Consider the following 24,739-nt stretch of genomic DNA (forward strand, 5'->3'; position numbering starts at 1 on the left):
TTTTCGCTATTCTAGAGAACATTATATCAAAAAAAATTATTGATGACAAAAAAAATAGTCTTAAAATCATAAGATTACTTATGATTTTAAGACAGGTTAAATTATCTGTGTGAGAGTTTAAAGTTTTTGTATGCTTCTCTTGTCTCAGGTGTGAATCCTACAATTGAATTAGGATAGTTCATACCTATATAGGTAAGCAGTGATTCTACCGCACCCTGTGCGTTTTTATTATTGCTGAGCATAACTCTTTGCTCACGGAACTTTCCGTCTTCATACAGATTGATTTGCAATGAATAATCCACACTTACAGTGATAAAAACATACATTTTATGCTTTGTGATATTATGATAAATCCATACCAGATTGTTAAGATTAAACATATCAAATCCGAACTTGGTATTAAGTATCAGATGATCTTTATGGATATAAACCCCCAAAGATTTATCTACATAGTCAGCGATATTTTCAAGTTCATCCACATTATCTATAAGCCTTTTATCAAGCTCGCAAAGCTTTTCATAGGTATCCTGATTTTTGGATCTTCTAAACAATGCTACTACTATAACTCCGATACCGAGACCGATAGCCACCAAGGTTATTCCAAGATGCATAGCAATATTGGTTGTCAAAGAAGTTTTTGAAAGATAGAAGTCATCAAAAAGCTGTCCGGCATCTCTGTAGGTACGATTGGAATCAATCATATCTGCAATCTCTTCCAGAACGCTGTAGCTGTCATTATTAACCTCCACCATCAAATATGATACAGGAGGCATCTCATCTTCGCCATGCTCCTCATTGGCATATTTATCATACATTTCAATCATTGACTTGATTTTTGAATCATTTGGATTGGCTTCCAAAAAATATATCCCGTCATCACCGAAGATGCTGTAAACCTCAGACTTTCCGTCATCTGTTCCGTATCCGGTATCCAACATATCATATATGGCTACAGAATAAATACTTTCAGTATCATTCTTTGCAGCTGAAGTAAAATAATATCCGTCTTTGTACATCTTACTTGCAGAGTTAAAGGTAAGCAATACCTCTGAATTATACCAGGCATAGACCAATCCTCCCAAGATCAGCACTATCCCCAGAATAATAGATGATAACAAACCGATTTTATTATTTTTAATATTCATAATCTCTCCCCGAATTTTATAATGTCATTCCCTGTTTACCATGACATTGCTTGTATTTTTTTCCACTTCCGCATGGACATGGATCATTAGGATAAACTCTTGCCTCTATACGAATAGGCTTCTTTACGGTACTGTCATCCTTATTTGTACCGGTAACCTTGGCTACAGGCTCTCTTTCAACCTTTTGCTCTACCTTTATATGATATAGAATACGCACTGTATCCTCGGCTATTCCGACAGTCATCTCATCAAACATATCATAGGCAGCCATCTTATACTCTACAAGAGGATCTCTTTGACCAAGTGCCTGTAAGCCGATACCCTGGCGAAGCTGTTCCATATCATCTATATGATTCATCCACTTATTGTCGATAGCTTTAAGTAAAACTACACGCTCAAGTTCACGAATCTTCTCAGCATCAGGGAATTCGGCTTCTTTTGCTTCATAAAGCTTTACAGCCTCTTCCTTTAGCTTGTGGACAAGTTCATCCTTTTTCATATTCTCCACATTGCTGTAATCAGCAGGAGACAGAGGAATGATCGGCAATAAAATTTCGTGGAGTTCTGCAATATTCCACTCGGAAGAAGGAACCTCATCAGAGATAGCCATATTTACAGAACGCTCTATTATATCATTTATCATACGAAGAATGGTATCACGCATATTATCGCCCTCTAATACCTTATTTCTCTCTTCGTAGATAACTTCTCTTTGTTCATTATTTACTTCATCATATTTCAACAGATTTTCTCTGATACCATAGTTATTGCTCTCTATCTTCATCTGAGCTTTCTCAATGGCTCTTGTAAGCATGCTGTGCTGAATCTCTTCATTCTCAGGCACACCTATGGCATTAAAAATCTTTATAAGTCTTTCAGATGCAAACAGTCTCATAAGATCATCTTCAAGTGAAATATAGAATTTTGATTCACCCGGATCTCCCTGACGACCTGAACGACCTCTAAGCTGATTGTCGATACGCCTGCTCTCATGTCTTTCAGTACCGATTATCTTAAGACCGCCATTCTTTACAGACTCTTCATCCAGCTTAATATCGGTACCACGACCTGCCATGTTGGTAGCTATGGTTACGGCACCATGTATACCCGCACCGGCTACAATCTCAGCTTCCTTTTCATGGAACTTGGCATTAAGTACCGTATGAGGAATACCCTCTTTTTTAAGCATCTTTGAAAGCATCTCGGAAGTCTCTATGGTAATGGTACCCACCAAAACAGGCTGTCCCTTGGCATGAGTCTCCTTGATATCCTGTACGACCGCATTGAATTTTTCTTTTTTGGACTTATAAACGGCATCCTCATGGTCGATTCTTGCTATAGGCTTATTGGTAGGTATGGCAATAACATCCATGCCATAGGTATTCCTAAACTCCTTCTCCTCGGTAAGAGCGGTACCGGTCATACCTGCTTTCTTTTTAAACTTATTAAAGAAGTTCTGGAATGTGATGGTAGCCAGAGTTCTTGATTCTCTTTGAACATTTACATGCTCCTTGGCTTCTATAGCCTGATGCAAACCGTCAGAGTATCTTCTACCGGGCATAATACGACCGGTAAACTCATCTACTATAAGAACTTCGTCATCCTTTACAACATAGTCCTTATCCCTGAACATAAGGTTATTTGCTCTGAGGGCAAGGATGATACAATGCTGTATTTCAAGATGCTCAGGATCTGCAAGGTTATCTATATTAAAATATTTTTCTACCTTTTTGATACCTTCTTCTGTAAGGTTTACCACCTTATCCTTTTCATTTACGATAAAATCTCCGCTCTCTTCGATTTCATCACCCATAAGGGCACCCATCTTTGTAAACTCGGCACTTGCCTCACCTCTTTCAAGCTGCTTTGCAAGCATATCACAAATCTCATAAAGCTTTGTGGATTTGCCGGACTGACCTGAAATAATAAGAGGGGTTCTTGCCTCATCTATAAGGATGGAGTCCACCTCATCGATAATCGCATAATCGAGTGAACGAAGTACCTGATCCTTTTTATAGATTGCCATATTATCACGAAGATAGTCAAAACCAAGCTCATTGTTGGTGACATATGTGATATCACAGGCATACTGCTCCTGTCTTTGCTCCGAGGTCATAGCGTTTAAAACACAGCCTACGCTAAGTCCAAGGAATTTATGAATCTGTCCCATCTCGTCAGCATCACGCTGTGCGAGATAATCATTAACCGTTACTATAAGTACGCCTTTACCTGCAAGGGCATTTAAATATGCAGGACAGGTGGAAACAAGGGTTTTACCCTCACCTGTTCTCATCTCTGCAATACGTCCCTGATGAAGGACCATACCTCCGATAAGCTGCACTCTGAAATGCTCCATACCTGTAACTCTGACTGAAGCCTCACGAACGGCAGCAAATGCCTCAGGCAAAATGCTGTCTAAAGTCTCACCATCAGCCAGTCTTTGTTTGAACTTTGGTGTAAGTTCTCTTAATTCCTCATCACTCATGGCTTGCATAGCAGGGCGTAAACTCTCTATCTTATCAATAACAGGTTCTATTATTCTAAGTTCTCTTTCACTATGTGTGCCAAATATCTTCTCAATAAAATTCATTATGGTTTCTCCAAAAATAAATTAGACTATAATACAATAATACACCAAATATAGATTATTGTAAAATTGTCTACTAATCAAGCTATTTTAGCACTTAGCGAGTACTTTAGCAACTTTTAGAAGAAATATTCATATTATGTTCATATATAGACGGTTTAAAGTAAAATAAAAGTCAAAAATAAAGAGATAAAGGGGTATAAATCAATTTTGAATAGAAAATTTTTTTTATAAGTTGTAGAATAGTATGATAAACATTTGTTAGGAGATAATATGGCAGTAGAAAAAGAAAATCGCATGGGAGTTATGCCGGTGGGCAAACTACTTTTCACAATGAGTGCACCTATGGTAATCTCATTTTTGGTACAATCATTATATAATATAGTTGACAGTATATTTGTGGCAAGATACAGTCCGGATGCACTCGCGGCGGTGTCTTTGGCATATCCGATACAGATACTTATGATAGCCGTATCTGTAGGTACCGGAGTAGGTGTAAATGCACTTTTATCAAGACTGCTTGGAGAAGGAAAAAAAGAAAGGGCTAAAAAGACTGCGGATAATTGCATACTTTTGGCTATAATCTCATCTGTCGCTTTTGCAATATTTGGAGTACTGGCTACAAAGATATTTTTCGATTCACAGACAAACAGTGAGATTGTAAGAAACTACGGATATTCATATCTTTCCATTGTAAGCATATTTTCATTCGGTCTGATGCTTGAAATAGCTTTTGAAAGGATTTTACAGTCTACGGGAAAGACTATCTACAATATGATTACCCAGGGCATAGGTGCTATTATAAATATTATACTGGATCCCATACTTATTTTCGGACTCCTTGGAGCACCAAAGCTGGGTATAGCCGGAGCAGCCATTGCTACTGTAATCGGGCAGATTATAGCTATGATTTTATCCTATATTTTTAATGTAAAATATAATGAAGAGGTGGATATAAGCCTCGGAAAACATATATTTAAGCCTGATTTTATTATAATCAAGGATATATACAGGGTGGGAGTGCCCTCCATTGCAATGCAGGCTATGTCAACTATTATGATGCTGGGATTAAATAAAATACTTGTTGCATATTCCGATATGGCTGTTAATGTGCTTGGAATATATTATAAGCTTCAAAGCTTTGTATTTATGCCTATATTTGGGCTGAACAACGGAATGACACCGATTGTAGCATATAATTACGGAGCAAGAAATAAGGACAGAATAATGAAAGCTCTTAAATATTCTTTTTTGACCTCAATTATTATAATGGTGATAGGAACTGCAATCTTTTGGATTTTTCCAAAGGAGCTTATGCTGCTTTTCAGTCCGAATGAGGAAATGCTTAAGCTTGGTATACCTGCACTTAGGATATGTAGTCTGTGCTTTATACTGGCGGCTTTTGATGTAATAGCCATTGCGACCTTCCAGTCTCTTGGAAACGGCTTATATGCACTATATGCTTCATTTTTAAGACAGCTGGTATTGATACTGCCCTTTGCCTACGCACTTTCAAAAGTATACGGGCTTGAAACGGTATGGTATGCGATACCTCTTGCAGAACTTGGCTGTTCATTCTTTGATATATATTTAATGAAAAAGATATATGATAAGAAAATAGCGAATTTATAAAAATAATATATTATGAAAATCCCGGAGTCATGGCTTCGGGATTTTTTATGTCGGGAAGAATTATAGCAAAGAAAATTATAAAAACACCTTGGATTTTTGCAAATACTTTCAGAGTGAAATCGGATATAGTAGAAATGAGTAGGATATATTCGTAAAGAACCGATATTAAAATAAAAAATATATAATCTATTTATAAAAACTGATAGTAGGAGGGGAAATGGAATCTTACTTATTGGAGATGAAGGGGATAAGCAAGTCCTTCGGAGCGGTAAAGGCATTAAAAAAGGCATCCCTGAATTTAAAGAGGGGGGAAGTGCTCGCATTGATGGGAGAAAACGGTGCGGGAAAATCCACCTTGATGAATGTATTAAGCGGCTCATTGCATCCGGATGAGGGCGAGATTTTACTTGAAGGGGTGCAAAGAGAGATTAAAAACCCTATTCAAGCAAGAAAACTGGGAATCGTAAAGATTCATCAGGAGCTACAGATAGTACCGGAGCTTGATATTGCGGAAAATATTTTTCTTGGGAGATGGCAGAGTGTTACACTCGGCTTTGTACAAAAGAAAAAAATGCATGAGATGGCAAAAGAATGTTTAAAGATGCTTGAATGGGATATAGACACCCATACAAAGCTTAAAGATTTGCGTATAGGTGAGCAGCAGCTGGTGGAGATTGCCAAGGCTATTTCCTGTGAGGCAAAAATCATTGTAATGGATGAACCGACCTCGGCACTTAGTGAACCTGAGGCGGAGAAACTTTTTCGTGTGATTGAAAAATTAAAGAAAAAAGGATGTGGAATTATCTACATTACACATCGTATGGAAGAAGTTTTTAAAATTTCAGACAGGCTCAGTGTAATGAGAGACGGTGAGTATATCGGTACCAAAACGGCATCCGAAACCGACAATGAAGAAATTATTTCTATGATGGTAGGTCGCTCGGTGGAGGACCAATATCCGCCAAGAGATGTAAAAATAGGTGATGTTGTACTGGAAGTAAAAAATTTAAGCTTCACTCCGCCAAAGGGAAGTTTTAAGCGTTCACTCAGTGATATTTCATTTAAGGTAAGAGCGGGAGAGGTACTTGGTATTGCAGGGCTTGCAGGTGCCGGACGCTCTGAAGTTTTTGAGAGTATCGTAGGTAAGAATGCGGCATGTGTTTCGGGAGAGATACTGATGGAGGGTAAGGTTTTAGAGATTCGCTCTCCAAGGGATGCGATTCGTGCAGGTATTTCATTTGCGACCGAGGATAGAAAGGGTACAGGTCTGGTGCTTGGAAGAAGCATAGGAGATAATATTTCACTACCCCTATATGACAGTTATGCGACCTTCGGATTTATGAAGGACGGCATACAAAAAAAAGATTGGCTTGAATATATGGAAAAGCTGAGAGTTAAAGCAAAATCCCCAAGGGTGCCTGTGGGTTCTTTATCCGGAGGAAATCAGCAAAAGGTTATTCTTGCCAGATGGCTTTTAACAAAACCCAAGGTGCTTTTACTGGATGAACCTACAAGAGGTATTGATGTAGGTGCCAAGGAGGAAATCTATCTTTTAATAAATGAACTTGCGGCATCGGGGCTGGCTGTAGTGGTGATTTCATCGGAACTTCCCGAGGTTATAGGAATATGTGATCGCATTATAACTATTTGTGAGGGAAGACTTACAGGAGAGATTTCAAAAAAAGAGGCTACTCAGGAGATATTACTGGCGGCAGCCACTAAGAGAAAGGATGTGGGGGCATAATAATGGATGCACAAAGGTTAAAGATTCAAAAAATAGAAGGCTTTTTAAAACAGTTTCAAAGCTATATCGCTCTGATTATTATTGTAGTGGTGGCTACCCTTATAAATATAAAGGACGGGGAAAATGTATTCTTAAGTGTTCCAAACATTATGAATGTGCTGCGTGCGGTTTCTGAAACGGGAATTATTGCTATAGGTATGACAATGATTCTGATTCTTGGAGATATTGATTTGTCTGTAGGTTCCATTGTCGGACTGGTTTCCACAGGCTGCGCTTCTTTAATGGTAAGAAACGGACTGGGAATGTTTCCGGCAGTACTTTTAAGTCTTTTAATCGGAGGGCTGTACGGACTTTTTAACGGTCTATGTGTAACCAAGCTTAAATTGCAGGCATTTATAGTAACTCTTGCAAGTATGAATATTGCAAGAGGACTTGCAAGATTTTGGTCAAACGGAGTCGGAATACCTCTGGCATATGGAGAGGGAGAGGGCTTTGCACCTCCGGCATTCGGACTGCTTCAGGAAAAGGCTTTCGGAGTAATACCTGCACCAGTAATTATATTTATAAGCTTGCTTTTGATTTTCCAATGTGTTCTTTCAAAGACCTCATTCGGTCGAAAGGTATATGCAATCGGAGGAAATAAAAATGCATCCTATCTGGCAGGTATACCGGTAGACAGAATAAAGATTATTGCCTTTGTACTTTGTAGCATGTTATCGGCGGTGGCTGCAATGATTCATGCGGCACAGATAAGTCAGGGCGGTCCTAATGAGGGTATCGGCTATGAATTAAATGCTGTAGCAGCCTGTGCAATCGGTGGAACTTCATTGGCAGGCGGTAAGGGAACAATGATTGGTACATTGGTAGGTGCGGTGATTTTGGGATTACTTGATAATGTACTTGGATTAAAGGGAGTAAACTCCAATTTGCAGTTGATGGTGAAGGGACTTATTATAATCGTCGCTGTATTTATGCAATCTGAAAGAAAGGCGGATTAGATCCCCTTTATACCGGAGTTTCCGGTGTTATAAATAATCTTTATAGTGGCAGATACTATAGGAAGGAGAATCGTATGATGAAAAAAGGTTTTAAAAGAATGTTAGGTCTTGGTATGGCAGCTGTATGTGCTTTCGGACTTAGTGCCTGTGGAGGCGGACAAAGTGCATCGACCACAGCGCAGAGTCAGGAGGCAAAGAGCGAAGCCGGAGAGAGCAAGAGCGAGGCGGCTGAGAGTAAAAGTGAGGCTGCAGGTACACAGGATAAAAAGGAATTTGTAATAGGTATGTCACAATGTAATCTGGGAGAGCCATGGCGTGTGGCAATGAATGATCAGATTAAGATGGCGGCTGAAAAGCATCCTGAATTTAAGATAATCTATGCGGATGCCGCACAGGATAATTCAAAGCAGATTGCGGATATTCAAAACTTTATACAGCAGAAGGTGGATTTGATTATCACTTCTCCAAATGAGGCGACACCTCTTACAAATGTTGTTAAAGAAGCCTATGATGCAGGAATCCCTGTAATACTGCTTGATCGTAAGATTGACGGTGACAGCTATACTCAGTTTATAGGTGCCGACAATGTGGATATGGGTAGAGTTGCCGGAGAATATGTTGCCAACACTCTTTTAAAGGATGGAGGAAAAGTCTGCGAGATTAAAGGACTTGAGGGTACCTCAGGCGGAATCGACAGAGATAAGGGATTTAGAGAGGGTATAGCATCTAATCCGAATATTGAAATCGTTGCGGTAAACAATGCCGACTGGTTAAGAGAAAAGGCTATTACAGTGGCTGAGGAAATGCTACAGACCAATAAGGAAATTGATCTTTTCATCGCCTTAAACGATCCTATGGCTGAGGGTGCTTATATTGCGGCAAAGCAGGCAGGCAGAGAAAAGGATATTATGTTTGTAGGCTTTGACGGATTGCCTACTCCTGACGGCGGAATCAAGAGTGTTATAGATAAGAGAATCAATATGACACAGGTATATCCTACAGGTGGAGCGGAGGCTATCCAGAGTGCTTATGAACTGCTGGTTGAAGGTAAGGAACTTGAAAAGAATATTACTTTAAAGTCTGAAGTGGTAGTACCTGAAAATGCCGAAGAGCTTTTAACAAAGTACGGCGGAAAATAATTCGGGATATTTAGTAAGTATATTTAAAATTTAAAAGAGGATAATAAAACATTTATTATAGCAATTTTTTTAAAGGGGGCATATTTTATGCCCCTTTTATAATGCAAGTCGGATTTATTACTAAAAAACAAATAAAATACAGGCGATTTTATGATACAATTAAGGCAGAGGTAAATGCATGAAAAGAGATCTTTTAATATTTCAGGGTGCAATGATTTTATTTGTGGTAGCCTTGCTGACTTTGGCAGGAAATTATATTTACAAAAGAGAGATGCTACACTCCAGAATGGGATATATTACCGAGTTGCAAAGACAGCTTGCACACTCCTTTGAAGTTAAAATCCGTTCTGTGGATGATTCTTTGGAGATTTTGGCAAGCAGCAGGGAGGTAAAGGATTGCCTGTATGGAGGAGCCGGAGAAATAAAGATTCGCCGTGAACAGGCTGTGCGTGATTTATTTGATACCTATGAAAAAATCCATACCGATTATTTGAATATGATTTTGGTATCGGTAGACGGTGAAAGCTATATTTCCAATGATTTATACAGACCGGTACATGAGAGTTTTTATGGTGAACAGTGGTTTTTACAGGCTATACAAAACGGAAATTCTTACAGGTTTGACAGCGGACTTAGAAATTTGCAAAGCTGGAAACATTATGACAGCGACAGCTATATTTCCATTGCAAGGACGGTGTATGAGAACGGAAGAGCTCTTGGCGTATTGATGATTGATGTATCTTTGGAGGAATTTAAAGAGGCATATCAAAATCTCGAAACGGATACAGAAAATTTTTTCTTTTTAATGGATGATAGCGGTGAAATTATTCTAAGCCCGGTAAATAAAATAGTATACAGGGTTAATCCGAAGTGGTTTATAGGTGAGGAGGGAGTATTGGTTGCCTCGATAGACTCAAAAAATTATAAATTTGTCTTTAACCGCTTTCGTGACAATAAGCTTTTGATAGTTGGAGCCTATGATATGGACAAGGAGAGCGTAATACCTCTTCGTATGACTCAGATTTCAATTGTAATGGCAGCGGTTTGTTTTGTGGCGGCAATGATATGGTCGGTTTGCTTTCTTTTGGAGATAACAAAGCCTTTGACAAAACTCTCATATTTGATGCAATCGGCTTCCGAGGGAAATCTGGATGTGAGGTTTAAAGAGGAATCAAGAGATGATATCCGTATTTTGGGTGATGCCTTTAATAAGATGGTGGAAAAACTAAAGCGTCTTATGGAAATGATGAGACTTGAACAAAAACAAAAGCGAGAGGCGGAACTGATGGTAATGCAGGAGCAGATAAAGCCGCATTTTTTATATAATACATTGGATATGATTGCATGGATGGCAAGAAAACACAGTGCGACAGATATTGTACATCTGGTTGAAACCATGTCGGAGTTTTTCCGCATAAGCTTAAGCAAGGGAAGAGAGAAGATACCTTTAAAAGAGGAACTTAAAATGATACAGGCATATCTTGAGATTCAAAGTATGCGATATAAGGATATTTTTTCCTATGAAATCTTTTGCTCGCCGGGAATCAGAGATGAGATGGTACTTAGGATGTGCCTTCAGCCATTGGTTGAAAATTGCCTGTATCACGGCATCAAGGAATCGGATAATCCGCATGCAAGAATACAGATTCTGGCAGAAGAGGTTTTGGGTGGAATGTGTATACAAATAAGAGATAACGGCTGTGAAATGGATGATACCGTGATGGAGCATTTAAACTCCTGCCTGGCGGCAAATAATTGGGATGATTGGCATGGAGGATTCGGTGTTAAAAATGTGGGCAGAAGACTTTGGCACAGTTTTGCAAAGGGAAGCGGACTGCATTATTCAAAGGATGAGCAGGGATTTACCGTGGCAACTTTATTGATTTTAAAGGAAGAATAAAGTTTTTTGCCTTTGGAGGTAGGAATGAAAAAAGTATTGATTGCAGATGATGAGCCTATGATTAGGGACGGATTGTCGGATATGCTGACCGATTTTGATATGGGACTGAATATTGTAGGAAAAGCTAAAAACGGAATAGAAGCATTAAATATGGCTAAAACACTGGGACCTGATATTATTCTTGCGGATATTTGTATGCCAAAGCTGTCGGGGCTTGATTTTGTGAGTCAGCTCCGTGAGGTGGAAGAAACAAAGACGGATATTATTATTATCTCGGGATTCCATGAGTTTGAATATGCAAGACAGGCTATTTCTTTAGGTGTGAGAGAATATCTTTTAAAACCTGTAAAGGAGGATGAGTTAAAAAGTATTTTGGAAAGGCTTCAAGTACCTTTTAAAGAGCCTAAAAAGCAAAGAAAGGGATTTGTAGGGGACTGTCTGGAACTTTTAAAGGAGCAGTATACCAACAGAGATATGGATTTAAGCTATGCCGCAGCAAAGCTTTTTGTAAGCCCCGATTATCTTTCACATAAGCTGAAAGAAGAAACGGGACTTCGGTTTACACAGTGGCTTGTTAAGTTAAGGATACAAAGGGCGGTGGAGCTTTTGGAAACGGGTGAATATTCTGTAAATGCCGTGGCTGATATGGTGGGATTTGCCAATCAGCATTACTTTTCTACGGTGTTTAAGCAATATATGGGCAAGTCACCAAAGCAGTATGGAGGAAAAACATGAAAAAAATTCTTTCCCGTACAAGGGGAGCGATTCTTCTTGCTTTTATTTTACTATGTATATCAGGACTTTTCCTTACGGAAAAACTCTATGGGGAAAGCTATAAAAAGGTGGAATCCTATTCCTGTTTGATAGGACTTAGTTTGCCCGAGGTGGAGAATCCGTCATATGGAGAGCTGATGGATGAGATACATGAAAAAAAGCAGAACAGGGATATAAATGTGATTATGAAGGAAGCCGGAGGGGATGATTTGCAGCAATGCATGGATATACGCCAACTGGCATCCTATGGAGTGGATGTGATGGTTATTTCTCCGATAAGCAGTGAAGAGGTGAGGGAGGCTATAAAGGAGCTTAATATTCCGGTGATTATTCTTGAAAATTCCGAGTTTAGTGATGTCGGCAGAGTTTATATGGAATATGATAATATCGAAGGAGGAAGAGCTTTAGCAAAGATGATTTTAAATAAATATCCGGTTGTAGAAGAGATTTTGCTGCTTACAGGTCCGGAGGAAAATCCCGTAAGTGTACAAAGAAAAGAAGGTTTTTTACAAGCACTTACACTCGAGCAAAGGCAAAAGCTTACCATGCTTGAGGCAGGAGAAAACAGGGATGAGGCGGAAAGAGCAATGAAATACTTTCTTATTTCAAATAATGATATAAAAGCTGTTGCGGGATTAAGTGCTCAGAGCATATATGGTGCATATCTGGCAGCGGAAAAACTTAGAAATTTTGATATGGAATTTTACGGTATGGATACCAAAAAAAGTATAGAAAAATTAGGCGATGTGGATTTTCATTGGATAAATTATGAAAGTATGGCAAAGGAGATTTTGGATACAGGAGAGGCGCTATATCTTGGCAAAGAAGTAAAAGAAAGAATTACTATCGGGGGAAATTAATCCCCCTTTTTATTACAACAAAGATAAAAATAAAAATGATGAAAATAATAATCAAAATATATAAATATAATATTGAAATAATATGCAAAACAAATAGTTATATATGTTGACTTTGTTTAAGATTGCGTTGTTAATTTATTTATTTTATAATATACAAAGAAAATTAAAGAAAATGTAGACTTTCTACAGCTTCTTAAATATTTCTCAGGATGCTTTTGTTTCGTATTTTAAGGATATGGAGGAAAATTATGGATTATCGCAAATCTGCCACAGAAGTATTGGCTGCGATAGGCGGAAGCTCCAATATTGCTTCTGCCGCACATTGTGCCACAAGGTTGCGCTTGGTAATTGTTGACAATTCCAAGGTTGATAAAAAGACGCTTGAAAATGTGGATGGCGTAAAAGGAGTGTTTGAGGCTTCGGGACAATTACAGATTATCTATGGTACAGGTACGGTGGATAAGGTATATAATGAGTTTATAAATGTGGCAGGTATATCGGGTGCCACAAAGGAAGAAGCAAAGGCTGCCGCAGCAGCCAATATAAATGTTTTCCAAAGATTTATAAAGACTTTGGGCGATATTTTCGTTCCGATTATTCCGGCAATCGTTGCTTCGGGATTTTTGATGGGTATTATGAATGCATTGGATTTCATGGTAAAAAACGGATTTTTAAATATAAATACTTCATCATCAATATATGTATTTGCAAATCTGTTTTCAAATATCGCATATATATTCCTGCCGATATTGATAGGATATTCTTCAGCAGGAGTATTTGGCGGAAATCAGTATCTGGGTGCGGTTATAGGAATGATTATGATTCACCCGAATCTTACAAATGCATGGAATGTCGCAACAGCTACCGATATAGCAACTCAAAGCGTATTTTTCGGACTTTGGAAAATTCAGATGGTGGGATATCAGGGGCATGTTATACCGATAATGATTTCGGTTTGGGTAATGTGTCAGATTGAAAAAAGGCTGCATAAGATAGTGCCTGCAATATTTGATTTATTTGTCACTCCGCTTGTATCGGTATTTGCTACAGGCTATCTGGCACTTGCAATTATCGGACCGGTATTTGTGTTTGTGGAAAACGGATTTTTAAATGCGGTACAGATTCTTATAGCAATACCTCTTGGAATAGGTTCATTTATAATGGGTGCATTATATGCCCCGACAGTTGTAATGGGTATTCACCATATGTATACCATTATTGACTTCGGACAGATTGCAAAATACAAAGTAACATACTGGCTGCCACTTGCATCCGCAGCAAATATAGCGCAGGGAGGTGCATGTCTTGCAATCGCTGTAAAGTCCAAGGATCCAAAGATTAAGAGTCTTTGCTTTCCGTCATCACTTTCAGCATTTATGGGTATTACAGAACCGGCAATATTCGGTGTGAATTTAAGATTTTTCAGACCGTTTATAGCAGGCTGTCTTGGAGGTGCTATAGGTGCAATGTTCGCTTCCATCATAAGGCTTGGAGCTACGGGAACAGGAGTTACAGGTATATTCGGAATTCTCCTTACACTCTCAAACCCGATAGGATATGTACTTATGTTTATCATATCAATGGCAGTGGCATTTGCGGCAAGCTGGATAATGACTCCTTCAAGTCTTATAGATGCAAATCTTGCTCCGGCAGTAGAGAAAAACAGTGACGCACAGGCTGTAGGAAGCGTGGATTCAAAAGAAGTTGACAGCGGTTTAAGGGTTGATATTAAAAAGGAGACTAATGATAAAGAGGCTGATGTGGCATCACCTCTTAGCGGTAAGATAGTTTCTATGGAAGAAACAAAGGATGAGACCTTTATAGCGGGTATACTCGGGAAAGGCGTATGTATTATACCTGACGGAGATACCGTATATGCTCCTGATGACGGCACTGTAATAGCTCTTATGGGACATGCGGTAGGTATGAAGCTTGATAACGGCGTGGAACTTATAGTACATGTTGGAGTAAACACAGTGGAGCTTGGCGGAAAATACTTTGAATCATTGGTATCAAACGGTGATAAGATAAAGAAAGGGCAAGCCCTTATGAAGTTTGATTCAAAGGCGATTTTGGAGGCGGGATATCTGATGACCACCCCTGTGCTCGTGACAAACAGCTTTGAGTACAATGATGTAAGCTGTGCACCTTTCGGTGATGTGTCGGTAGGAGATAAGTTGATTACGGCGATTAAAGGATGATAAATTAAATAGAAATTGGTATAATAGGTTGTCAATAGACAGCCTATTTTTTGATATGAAGGCCATGCAGTCAGTCTGTGGTAAGCCCGGCTTTTTTTTATCAAAAATAGGAATAGTGATAACAGTAATATATAGTATTAAGTGGCTTATATGTCAGAAATAAATAAGACTTAAAATATATGAATTGTTTTGAATACAGCATCAATAAGAAAGGGGAAAGTGGTATATTGGATTGTCGGTATACTATATAAGGATAGAATGATTAAAGATATTGTGCCTAAAAGAGCATTTGCTCATTTTTTCTTTATGCTGTTGTTGGCAGGTTTGTCATCTTTTATAACAAGTACAATTCCGGGTTTGTATAGTTCTATTGTTGATAATGGTATTATGACATCTAACCTAAGATATATTTATAAAATACTTGTTAGTATTTTGGCTCTGACAGTATTAAACAGCATAATAAAAATTTATAATAGTATTACTATAAATAAAATAGGATTATATGTTTCACAAGAATTGAAGGAAAATACAATTAAAAAAGTTTTTAATTCATCATATGAATTTTTTGATAAAGTCAGAACCGGTGAGTTGGTACAGAGGATCAAAGAAGTAGATGCAATATCCGGGATTTTTAACCCTCAGCTTTTATCAATTATCATCTCTGTTATAACAGGAGTATTATCTTTAATTAAGGTTGTATATTTAGATATACGAATGGTTATAATTTATATTATTGCCTTTTTATTGCTGTTAACTGTTTCATGTAAATTCTCCAACAAATATAAAGAGTTTACATATGAGTTGGTAAGGCTGAACACGGATTTTAGCAGGATTGTTAATGAAAGCATAGTAGGAATGAATGAGATAAAAACAAATAATTTGTCAAATCTTAAAAGAAATTCAATTAGTGTATTGAATAAGGACATTTATGAGAAAACAAAAGCTCAAAACTCTTGTTATGCATTTAATGTGGAGATAATTACTTTGATAAATGTGGCTGCCTCATTAAGCATTACTGCATTATATGCATATTTTTTCTGCGGAAAAAACTTTACTTTGGGAACATATATTGCATTAACTCAGTATACAGGATTGATAATGGCACCTGCACAAATGATTTCTTCCGGAATAAGTATGATACAACCAATCATAGTTATAATTAAGCGACTGAGTTTTTTTGACAGAGCTGAAAGACAGGATGACACCGGTACAGATTTAGACACAATTTACTCAATTAAGTTTGATAAAGTAAGCTTTAGTTATGATGTTAAAGAGGTGCTAAAAAATATCAGTTTTACAATTAAGGAAAATGAGAAGGTCTTAATTGATGGAGAGAATGGTTCAGGAAAGACCACAATAGTAAAATTACTTGTAAGATTATATGATAACTATAATGGTATGATTGAGTTAAATAATATGGACTCAAAAAAATATTCCCTAAAAAGTCTAAGAGAGCAAATATCAATTGTATTTCAGGAAACATTCTTATTTGACGGAACTTTGTATAGCAATATAATTTGTGGAAACAGAGATATAGGTAGAGATGAAGTTATACATGTAATAAAAGAAGTTGGGTTGGTAAGAAATTTACCGGGACTTAGTATTGATGAAATATTAAACATAAGCATTATTGAGGGTGGAAGGAATTTATCAGGTGGGCAAAAACGCATGATAGCTATTGCACGTGCTCTAATAAAGAAACCAAGTGTGTTAATACTTGATGAACCAACTACATACCTTGATGAAGAGACTAAAAACAATTTATGTAAATTTATATGCGATACTCAAGATACTATATTAATAATTATCTCCCATGACAGTGATTTGCGTAGAATAATAAAAAAGAAAATAGAATTAATATCAGAATAGTAATTTAAAAGGGACTGTATAGTCTCTTTTTTATTGTAAAATCGTAACAAATGCGTGCATGAGTTTAAGCATCTAAAGCACTCATTAAATACTTTACACTCACTTTTTAATACTTTTTTCACCATAAAATCCAGTCAGAAATGGCATAACCTTAGCAATACATAATATTATCTTTTAAAATAGCCACCATAGTGAACACGGAAACCTCCTCAGTTTATACTAGAAGTGTATACAAAAACTCATAAATAGACAAATTTCAATGGGTAACTGAACTGTTATGATGCATTAAGCGAATTTTTGCAAGAAAAGCTTTTAAATAAGATATTAGAAAAGTTATTTACCACTTAAGACATCAGTTACATGATTCTAAATATGCCATACTTTTATTGCCGGTGCTATACCTAAGGCAAGAATATGCAGGTTTACTTATGTTTTGCAATAGGTATAGTTAGCAGATGTATCAAGATGTATCAAAATGAAACATCAACTAAGGAAAACTTGTATATTTAGAATAGATTTATTTAAATATTAAGTAGTGTTATCTGTGGTCTTTATACGAACTTTGATGAGTATTTATAAATGTATAGAACTATATTGTAAATATATATATAATGCAGATATATAAAACAAGGAGGAACTTCATATGAAGAGAAAAATAGCTATATTTTTAGTAACTACTATGTTGACAGGTTTATCAATGGGATGTTCAAAGGAGCAGGGTAATGCATCGAGTCAGGCTAAAGGAGACAGTATACAGATAGCGGTTGCAGCACCTATGACAGGAGATAATTCAGAATATGGCATAGGATTTTATAATGCTGCAATGCAAAAAGCCAAGGAGTGGAATGACAATGGAGGAGTGCTTGGAAGACAAATAGAAATTGTTCGTTATGATGACAAAAATACGGCAGAAGAAGCGACTACTATAGCACAAAAAATAGTATCAGATAAAAAAGTAGCAGGTGTAATAGGTCATTTTTCATCAGGAGTTTGTATGACGGCAGCTCCTTTATATCAGGAAAACAAAATAATAGAGATTTCACCTTCAGCTTCTCATCCTGAGTATTCGTTAATAGGAGATTATATATTCAGAAATAATACAGTTATATCAAAAGAAGCAGCTGCAAGTGTTGATATAGCAGTCAATGACCTAGGGAAGAAAAACATAGGAATAATATCCATAATGACTGATTGGGGAACCAATACATCAAAGATAATAAAGGAACTTGTAGAAAAAGAGGGAAACGGAGCTAAAGTTGTTGCACATGAGGAGATAATGGAAGGCTCGGATGACTACTCTTTGGCTATAACAAAGCTTAATGAAGCAGGAGCTGATGTAGTTATTTGTTGTGGAATGTATAACTTGGTAGCTCCTGTAGCAAAACAGTATAAGCAAATTAATCCGGATATAGCCATAGTAGGATTTTCAAATGCATATAGCCAACAGCTTATAGACCTTGGAGGAAGTGCGGTGGAAGGAGTTTGTTTCCCTGTAATATTCTTCTCAGAATCAGATGATGAAAATGTAATGAAATTTGTAGATGAATATACAAAGGCTTACGGGGCAGCACCTTCAGCACTCACAGCACAGGCCTATGATTCAGTAGGTTTACTTCTTACTGCAATTAAAGAATGTGACACAACAGACTCTGAAAAAGTTAAGGATAAGCTATACGAAATGGATTATAAAGGAGTGACCGGAGATACAAAATTTGATGCAAACGGTGATGTGGACAAAGACTTTATAAAAGTGACAATCAAAGACGGTAAGTTCATAAAGATGAATTAAGGGATTATTAAAAGAGGAATGCAATGATTGTACAACAAATATTTAACGGCTTGGCTCTTGGAATGGGATATGCACTGATAGCTGTAGGTTATTCTTTAATATTCGGAATATTACGATTGGTTAATTTCTCACATGGAGCCATATATGCCTTTGGTGCGGAAATGGCAATGATATTTATAGGAATGAGATTTGGCATAACTGCCGGTATAGTTACAGCAATGATACTAACAGGAGTCCTTGGTATATGTATAGATAAGCTGGCACTTGAACCGCTTAGAAAGAAAAAATCCAAACCTATAGCCTCTCTTATAACAACGATAGGTATTTCAAATATAATAACAAACCTTTTAATAGTGTTTTTAGGTTCGGAAAAAAGAAATTTTAACAATATATTCGGAGATGGAAGTATAAAGTTTGGGAATACAGTTTTAACACATACACAGATAATGATGTGTCTTGTGTCATTGGCACTTATGCTTATATTAATGTTTATTGTGTATAAAACTAAAATAGGGCTTGCTATGAGAGCAACACAGCAAAATTCAAAAGCGGCGGCGATGATGGGTATAAATGTGGACTTTGTAATTGCATTTACCTTTTTCTTAGCAGGTGTGTGTGCAACAATAGCAGGGGCACTTGTAGGCGGATATTATCAGATTGTATACCCGAATATGGGATTTATGGCAGGTTTAAAGGCATTTGCCGCAGCGGTACTTGGAGGGATAGGAAGTTTACCGGGTGCTTTGCTTGGAGGATTGATAGTCGGAGTATCTGAAAGTATGGCGGCAACCTTTTTAGGTTCCACATACAGAGATGCCATAGCTTTTATTATACTTATAATAGTACTTATAGTAAAACCGAACGGACTTTTTGGAAGGGAAGGTATCAAAAAGGTATAGATATGAATAAAGATGCAAAAGAAGGAAATTTAATGTATAAATTCCAAAAAATTACATATACCTACAGGATATATTTGCTCTTAATTACACTTATATTGTTTGCAATTTTGCCATTTGTGTTTTCCAATCAGTATTTTCTGACCATAATTATAAAAATAGGTGTATATGTATGTCTGGCAATGGGGCTTAATATACTTACGGGTTATACCGGGCTGGTTTCACTGGGACATGCAGGATTTGTTGCCATAGGGGCTTATGCAAGTTCTATATTGGTTGTAAGGCATGGATTTAATTTTTTTGCTGCAAGCCTTGTAGGAATGATTGTAGCAGGTGTCATAGGGATGATACTGGGACTTCCAAGTCTTAGAGTGTCCGGAACATATTTATCTATAATAACACTTGGATTCGGTGAAATAATAAAGATGACGGCAATGAATTTTACCGCTTTGACAAACGGTACATTAGGAATAAAGAATATACCAAAGCCCGGTATTTTCGGCTTCACTCTTAATGTTACGAATTATGGTTTATATTATATGATGCTTATAACTGTTATTTTGATAAGTTTGTTTTGCTACTTACTTGTAAAATCAAAGACAGGCAGAGCCTTGCAGGCCATAAAAACCGATGAACTTGCTGCAACCATGATGGGTATAAATATTAATTATTATAAAATAATTGCATTTGTCGTATCTGCCATGATTTGTGCTTTTGGTGGGAGCCTGTATTCAGTTTTGATAGGATATATAGATCCTAATACTTTCAACTTTGATGTGTCAACTCTCATTCTGAGTATAGTTATACTTGGAGGTATGGGAACACTTAGGGGAATGTTTGTCGGTGCGATTATACTTATAGCATTCCCTGAAGTATCAAGATTTCTTATGGAATACAGATTTGTACTTTACGGAATTATACTTGTATTAATGATGAGATTCAGGCCGCAGGGGATTTTAGGTTATAAAAGCGTATTACCTTATGCTCTTTCAAAAAGCGTAAAGGAAAGAGCGGATAAGCTTGAGGGAAATGTCCTATGAAAAAAGAAGTAATGCTTAAAATAGAGGGAATAAAAAAGAGTTTCGGCGGAATACTGGCTCTTGACGGAGTAAGTCTTGAACTGAATGAGGGGGAGATAGTAAGTATAATAGGGCCAAACGGAGCCGGAAAAACAACGGTTTTTAATATATTAACCGGAGTTTATACACTGGATGAGGGAAGCATAATCTTTAAAGGTGAAGAGATACAAAACAAAGCCCCTATACATATTGTAAAGGCCGGCATATCACGAACCTTTCAAAATATAAGGCTTTTTAATGATTTGCGTGTAATAGAAAATGTATTAATAGGTGCACATCTTAATACTAAATACGGATTTTTTTCAGCTATCTTTAGAAACGGGAAATTTAAAGAGGAAGAAGACAGAGAGACTTTAAGAGCAATAGAATTGTTAAAAGCTATAGGACTTGATCATAGAAGAGACGAATATGCTTCGAATCTGCCTTATGGGGAACAGAGAAAACTTGAAATTGCAAGATGCCTGGCAACCGGAGCAAAACTTATATTACTTGATGAGCCTGCGGCAGGAATGAATCCAAAGGAATCCGCTGAGCTTATGGAGTTTATCAAAAAGATAAGGACTATGGGATATACAGTTTTAATGATAGAGCATGACATGAGTGTTGTTATGAATATATCGGATAAAATATATGTTATAGACCACGGTAAACCTATAGCAAACGGATTGCCTGAAGAAATAGCCGTAAATGAAGATGTTATAAAGGCTTATTTGGGAGGTGTGGCAAATGCTTAAAATAAGTGATTTACATACATATTACGGTGTTATACATGCGTTAAAAGGCATAGATATGGAAGTCGGAAAGGGTGAAATTGTATCACTGATCGGAAGCAACGGAGCCGGAAAAACAACTTTGCTTAATTCTGTCATGGGAGTGTGCAAAAGCAGTAATGGAAAAATAAGTTTTAAGGATAAAGATATAACAAATATAAGCACATATAAGTTAAGTAAGCTGGGAATAGGAATATCTCCCGAGGGAAGGGAGGTATTCCCTGAGTTATCCGTTGAAGAAAACCTAAGACTTGGAGCTTATACTGTAAGTTCAAAAAATGATATAAGTACAGGTTATGAAAGAGTATATAAGCTTTTTCCAAGATTAAAGGAAAGATATAAGCAAAGTGCAGGTACTTTATCAGGAGGAGAACAACAGATGCTTGCCGTAGGAAGAGCACTTATGTCAGCTCCGGAACTGCTTTTATTGGATGAGCCGTCTCTTGGATTAGCTCCGAATTTTGTAATGATGATATTTGATATGATAAAAGAAATAAATAAGCAGGGAGTTACCATACTTTTGATAGAACAGAATGCAAACATGGCATTATCAATATCAGATAAAGCCTATGTTCTTGAGAACGGAACTGTAAGTCTTAGCGGAAATGCTAAAGATATAGCAAAGGATGACAGGATAAGAAAAGCTTATTTAGGAATAGCTTAGAAGGGGAAAAAATGAAGAAAATAATTAACAATCCTAATGATGTTGTAAAAGAAGCATTGGAAGGTATGCAAATGGCATATAAGGATAAATTGGAGTATGTTCCCGGATTTGAACTTATAGTCAGAAAAGAACTGAAAAATAAAGTGGGTATAATATCAGGAGGAGGTTCAGGACATGAGCCTTTACATGCCGGCTATGTAGGTGAAGGTATGCTTGATGCGGCAGTGGCGGGAAATATATTTTCATCACCAAGTCCGGACAGAATAAGTGAAGCTATAGAAAGAGTTGATAAAGGCGAGGGAGTATTGCTTGTTATTAAAAATTACTCCGGAGACATTATGAATTTCGGACTTTCAAAAGATATGGCGGAGGCGGATGATAAAAAGGTTGCCACTGTTATAGTAAAGGATGATGTGGCTGTAGAAGACAGCACCTACTCAACAGGAAGAAGAGGCATAGCAGGAACAGTTTTTGTTCATAAAATAGCAGGTGCCATGGCTGAAAAAGGTGCATCTTTGGAAGAGGTGGAAAGAGCGGCAAACAAAGCTATAGCAAATATAAGAAGTATGGGTATGGCAATGAGTGCCTGTACTTTGCCGGCAGTCGGTAAACCCGGATTTGTGCTGGCTGAGAATGAAATGGAAGTGGGAATGGGCATACATGGAGAACCGGGAATAGAAAGAACTTCCATAAAGTCTGCAAAAGAAACTGCCAAGACTTTGCTTGAAAAAATTTTAAAAGACTATGATTACAGTAACAGTGAGGTAGCTCTTTTGGTAAACGGACTTGGAGCAACTCCGCTTATGGAACTTTATATTTTGAACAGAGAGGTTTGTAATCTTTTAGAAGAAAAAAATATAAAGGTATACAAAAATATGGTCGGAAATTATACAACAGCTCTTGATATGTCGGGTTGTTCACTAACTTTAATGAAACTTGATAATGAACTTAAAGAACTTTTAGATGCTCCATGTGATACTCCGGCATGGAAAAACTGCTAAATAATAGGTGAGATTATGGGATTTGAGTTAAGCATGAAAGATTATGCCTCATATATGGTGAAGGCATATACAAAAATACATGAAAATAAAGAGTATATTACAGACTTGGACTTGGCTACAGGAGATGGGGATCATTGGGCAAATATGGATATGGGTTTTGGAAAAATATCCGAAAACATAAAAAACATTGAAGCGATGAGTTTATCCGAAGGAATGAAAGAGATAGGAAAGACAATGATGTCCGTTATAGGAGGATCTTCAGGTGTATTATACGGAAGTGCATATCTGGCTGCGGCAAAAACCTTAAAGGAAGTAGAACTTCTTGATAGAGAAAGTTTATATGAAGTTTTAAAGGCAATGCTTGAAGCGATTATGTCAAGAGGTCAGGCAAAGGCGGGGTATAAGACTATGATAGACAGTCTTTATCCGGCTGTTAAAGCTTATGAAGAAGCTTTAAGAGAAAATGATGATGATAAAACTTTGTGTGAGAAAGTTAAAAAAGCTGCTATAGACGGTGCCAATGAGACGGCAAAGATGGAAGCTGTAAAGGGGAGAGCAACTTATCAGGCGGACAAAGGTGTAGGGCATTTGGATCCGGGAGCCGTTACAATGTCATACCAGCTTGTTTGTCTAATGGAAGCGGTGGAGGAAAAGCTTTGATGGAAAATAAAAGGGAACTTTTAAAAAAAGTATTTGCAAACGAGGAAGTGAAAAGAGTTCCTGTAGGTTTTTGGCATCACTTTATACTGGGAAAAGAGCAGTTCAGAGGATTAGAAGATGAAAACATACTGAAAAGAGCAGTTGACGGACATAAAAAATACTATGAAACAATTAATCCTGATATGATGAAGCTTATGAATGAAGGTTTTATGGGTTATCCGCCGGTGATGGAAAATAAATTACAAAACGGAGAGGATTTACTTAAAATCAAAAGTATAGGTGAGGATCATCCGTGGATAAAGGAGCAGGTAAAGCATGTAAAAAAACTTGTTGATTTATTTAAAGATGAAGTTTTGACATTTTACAATGTGTTTGCTCCATTACAGGTAATAAGGATAAAACTGGAGTTTCATGACTTGGATTTTGACAGATTTGTGTATTTAGCGGAAAATTTTCCAAAAGAACTAAATGAGGCAGGATTGGAAATACAAAAAGACTTAAAGATATTGGTAAAAAAGTTATTTGAAGAAACGGACTTGGACGGAATATACTACTGTGTTCAAAATATTCAGAGCAAAAAATACAGTAAGGAAGTTTATGACAAATATATAAGGACTACAGAACTTGATTTGCTTGATTTTGCAAATCAATACAGTAAGTATAATATCTTACATATCTGCGGTTATGCCGGACATAAGAACAACTTGCTTTATTATAAGGATTATAAAGCCGGAGCCTATAACTGGGCATCTTTTATTGAGAATATCTCAGTTGAAGAAGGAAGAAAAATATTCGGTGCAAAATGTGTGATGGGAGGCTTTGCCAACAGCCCGGGTACACTGATAGATACCGGAAGTGATAATGAACTTTCAGAATATACACATAACTTGATTTTAAATAACGGATATAAGGGATATATAATAGGAGCTGATTGTTCAGTGCCAAATGACATAGATGATGACAGACTTAGAATCATATCGGATGCTTCACATAAATATCAAAAAATAAAATACAATAAATAAAGGATTATT

Annotated in this window: 19 protein-coding genes; 17 read left to right on the forward strand and 2 right to left on the reverse strand. The window is 37.1% G+C overall.

Translation table 11 applies throughout. The features are described 5' to 3' along the window. Positions 1-101: 101 nt before the first annotated feature. Both J4O15_RS04890 and secA read right to left on the reverse strand, forming a co-directional pair. Entirely contained in the window at positions 102-1,145 is a 1,044-nt protein-coding gene (locus tag J4O15_RS04890; RefSeq protein WP_208099904.1) for a hypothetical protein, read from the reverse strand. A gap of 16 nt (positions 1,146-1,161) precedes the next feature. After that, a complete protein-coding gene (gene secA, locus J4O15_RS04895; protein ID WP_009219217.1) occupies positions 1,162-3,735 on the reverse strand; it encodes a preprotein translocase subunit SecA in 2,574 nt (857 codons plus the stop codon). Between the two features lie 270 nt (positions 3,736-4,005). Between secA and J4O15_RS04900 the strand changes: the two genes are divergently transcribed. The 17 genes from J4O15_RS04900 to J4O15_RS04980 all read left to right on the forward strand — a co-directional run bounded on the left by J4O15_RS04900 (position 4,006) and on the right by J4O15_RS04980 (position 24,730). Then, entirely contained in the window at positions 4,006-5,364 is a 1,359-nt protein-coding gene (locus J4O15_RS04900; protein WP_208099905.1) for an MATE family efflux transporter, read from the forward strand. A gap of 217 nt (positions 5,365-5,581) precedes the next feature. Continuing rightward, on the forward strand, positions 5,582-7,108 hold the full coding sequence (locus J4O15_RS04905) for a sugar ABC transporter ATP-binding protein (protein WP_208099906.1): 1,527 nt from the start codon (positions 5,582-5,584) through the stop codon (positions 7,106-7,108). A gap of 2 nt (positions 7,109-7,110) precedes the next feature. After that, positions 7,111-8,106 (forward strand): ABC transporter permease, encoded by a 996-nt coding sequence (locus J4O15_RS04910; RefSeq protein WP_208099907.1) that lies wholly within the window; start codon positions 7,111-7,113, stop codon positions 8,104-8,106. A 74-nt stretch (positions 8,107-8,180) separates the two neighbouring features. Then, complete coding sequence (locus J4O15_RS04915) at positions 8,181-9,245, forward strand: substrate-binding domain-containing protein (protein WP_009219221.1); 1,065 nt, start codon at positions 8,181-8,183, stop codon at positions 9,243-9,245. Between the two features lie 178 nt (positions 9,246-9,423). Beyond that, positions 9,424-11,145 carry a cache domain-containing sensor histidine kinase gene (locus J4O15_RS04920; protein ID WP_208099908.1) on the forward strand — a complete coding sequence of 574 codons (1,722 nt, stop codon included), beginning with the start codon at positions 9,424-9,426 and terminating at the stop codon, positions 11,143-11,145. A 24-nt stretch (positions 11,146-11,169) separates the two neighbouring features. Then, positions 11,170-11,880 carry a response regulator transcription factor gene (locus J4O15_RS04925; protein ID WP_009219223.1) on the forward strand — a complete coding sequence of 237 codons (711 nt, stop codon included), beginning with the start codon at positions 11,170-11,172 and terminating at the stop codon, positions 11,878-11,880. Then, positions 11,877-12,779 (forward strand): sugar ABC transporter substrate-binding protein, encoded by a 903-nt coding sequence (locus J4O15_RS04930; protein WP_208099909.1) that lies wholly within the window; start codon positions 11,877-11,879, stop codon positions 12,777-12,779. Before J4O15_RS04925 ends, J4O15_RS04930 begins: the two co-directional genes overlap by 4 nt. Before the next feature lie 248 nt (positions 12,780-13,027). Further along, complete coding sequence (locus tag J4O15_RS04935) at positions 13,028-14,980, forward strand: PTS beta-glucoside transporter subunit IIBCA (protein ID WP_208099910.1); 1,953 nt, start codon at positions 13,028-13,030, stop codon at positions 14,978-14,980. 258 nt (positions 14,981-15,238) lie between these two features. Then, positions 15,239-16,849, forward strand: coding sequence for an ABC transporter ATP-binding protein (locus J4O15_RS04940; RefSeq protein WP_208099911.1), 1,611 nt, complete (start codon positions 15,239-15,241; stop codon positions 16,847-16,849). 643 nt (positions 16,850-17,492) lie between these two features. Further along, positions 17,493-18,638: an ABC transporter substrate-binding protein gene (locus J4O15_RS04945; protein WP_009219227.1), complete on the forward strand. Its 1,146-nt coding sequence runs from the start codon at positions 17,493-17,495 to the stop codon at positions 18,636-18,638. Positions 18,639-18,661: 23 nt separating this feature from the next. Further along, positions 18,662-19,537, forward strand: coding sequence for a branched-chain amino acid ABC transporter permease (locus J4O15_RS04950; RefSeq protein ID WP_009219228.1), 876 nt, complete (start codon positions 18,662-18,664; stop codon positions 19,535-19,537). Positions 19,538-19,539: 2 nt separating this feature from the next. Further along, complete coding sequence (locus J4O15_RS04955; protein WP_208099912.1) at positions 19,540-20,574, forward strand: branched-chain amino acid ABC transporter permease; 1,035 nt, start codon at positions 19,540-19,542, stop codon at positions 20,572-20,574. Continuing rightward, complete coding sequence (locus J4O15_RS04960; RefSeq protein ID WP_208099913.1) at positions 20,571-21,347, forward strand: ABC transporter ATP-binding protein; 777 nt, start codon at positions 20,571-20,573, stop codon at positions 21,345-21,347. The genes J4O15_RS04955 and J4O15_RS04960 overlap by 4 nt, the downstream gene beginning before the upstream one ends. Next, on the forward strand, positions 21,340-22,047 hold the full coding sequence (locus J4O15_RS04965) for an ABC transporter ATP-binding protein (RefSeq protein WP_009219231.1): 708 nt from the start codon (positions 21,340-21,342) through the stop codon (positions 22,045-22,047). Before J4O15_RS04960 ends, J4O15_RS04965 begins: the two co-directional genes overlap by 8 nt. Before the next feature lie 11 nt (positions 22,048-22,058). Beyond that, positions 22,059-23,048 carry a dihydroxyacetone kinase subunit DhaK gene (gene dhaK, locus J4O15_RS04970; protein WP_208099914.1) on the forward strand — a complete coding sequence of 330 codons (990 nt, stop codon included), beginning with the start codon at positions 22,059-22,061 and terminating at the stop codon, positions 23,046-23,048. A gap of 15 nt (positions 23,049-23,063) precedes the next feature. Then, positions 23,064-23,708, forward strand: a complete 645-nt coding sequence (gene dhaL / locus J4O15_RS04975) for a dihydroxyacetone kinase subunit DhaL (protein ID WP_009219233.1) — start codon at positions 23,064-23,066, stop codon at positions 23,706-23,708. Then, positions 23,708-24,730, forward strand: a complete 1,023-nt coding sequence (locus tag J4O15_RS04980; protein WP_208099915.1) for a uroporphyrinogen decarboxylase family protein — start codon at positions 23,708-23,710, stop codon at positions 24,728-24,730. The genes dhaL and J4O15_RS04980 overlap by 1 nt, the downstream gene beginning before the upstream one ends. Positions 24,731-24,739 lie beyond the last annotated feature (9 nt).

Origin of the sequence: Lachnoanaerobaculum sp. Marseille-Q4761 (genome assembly GCF_017565785.1) — a bacterium.
Classification (GTDB): domain Bacteria; phylum Bacillota; class Clostridia; order Lachnospirales; family Lachnospiraceae; genus Lachnoanaerobaculum.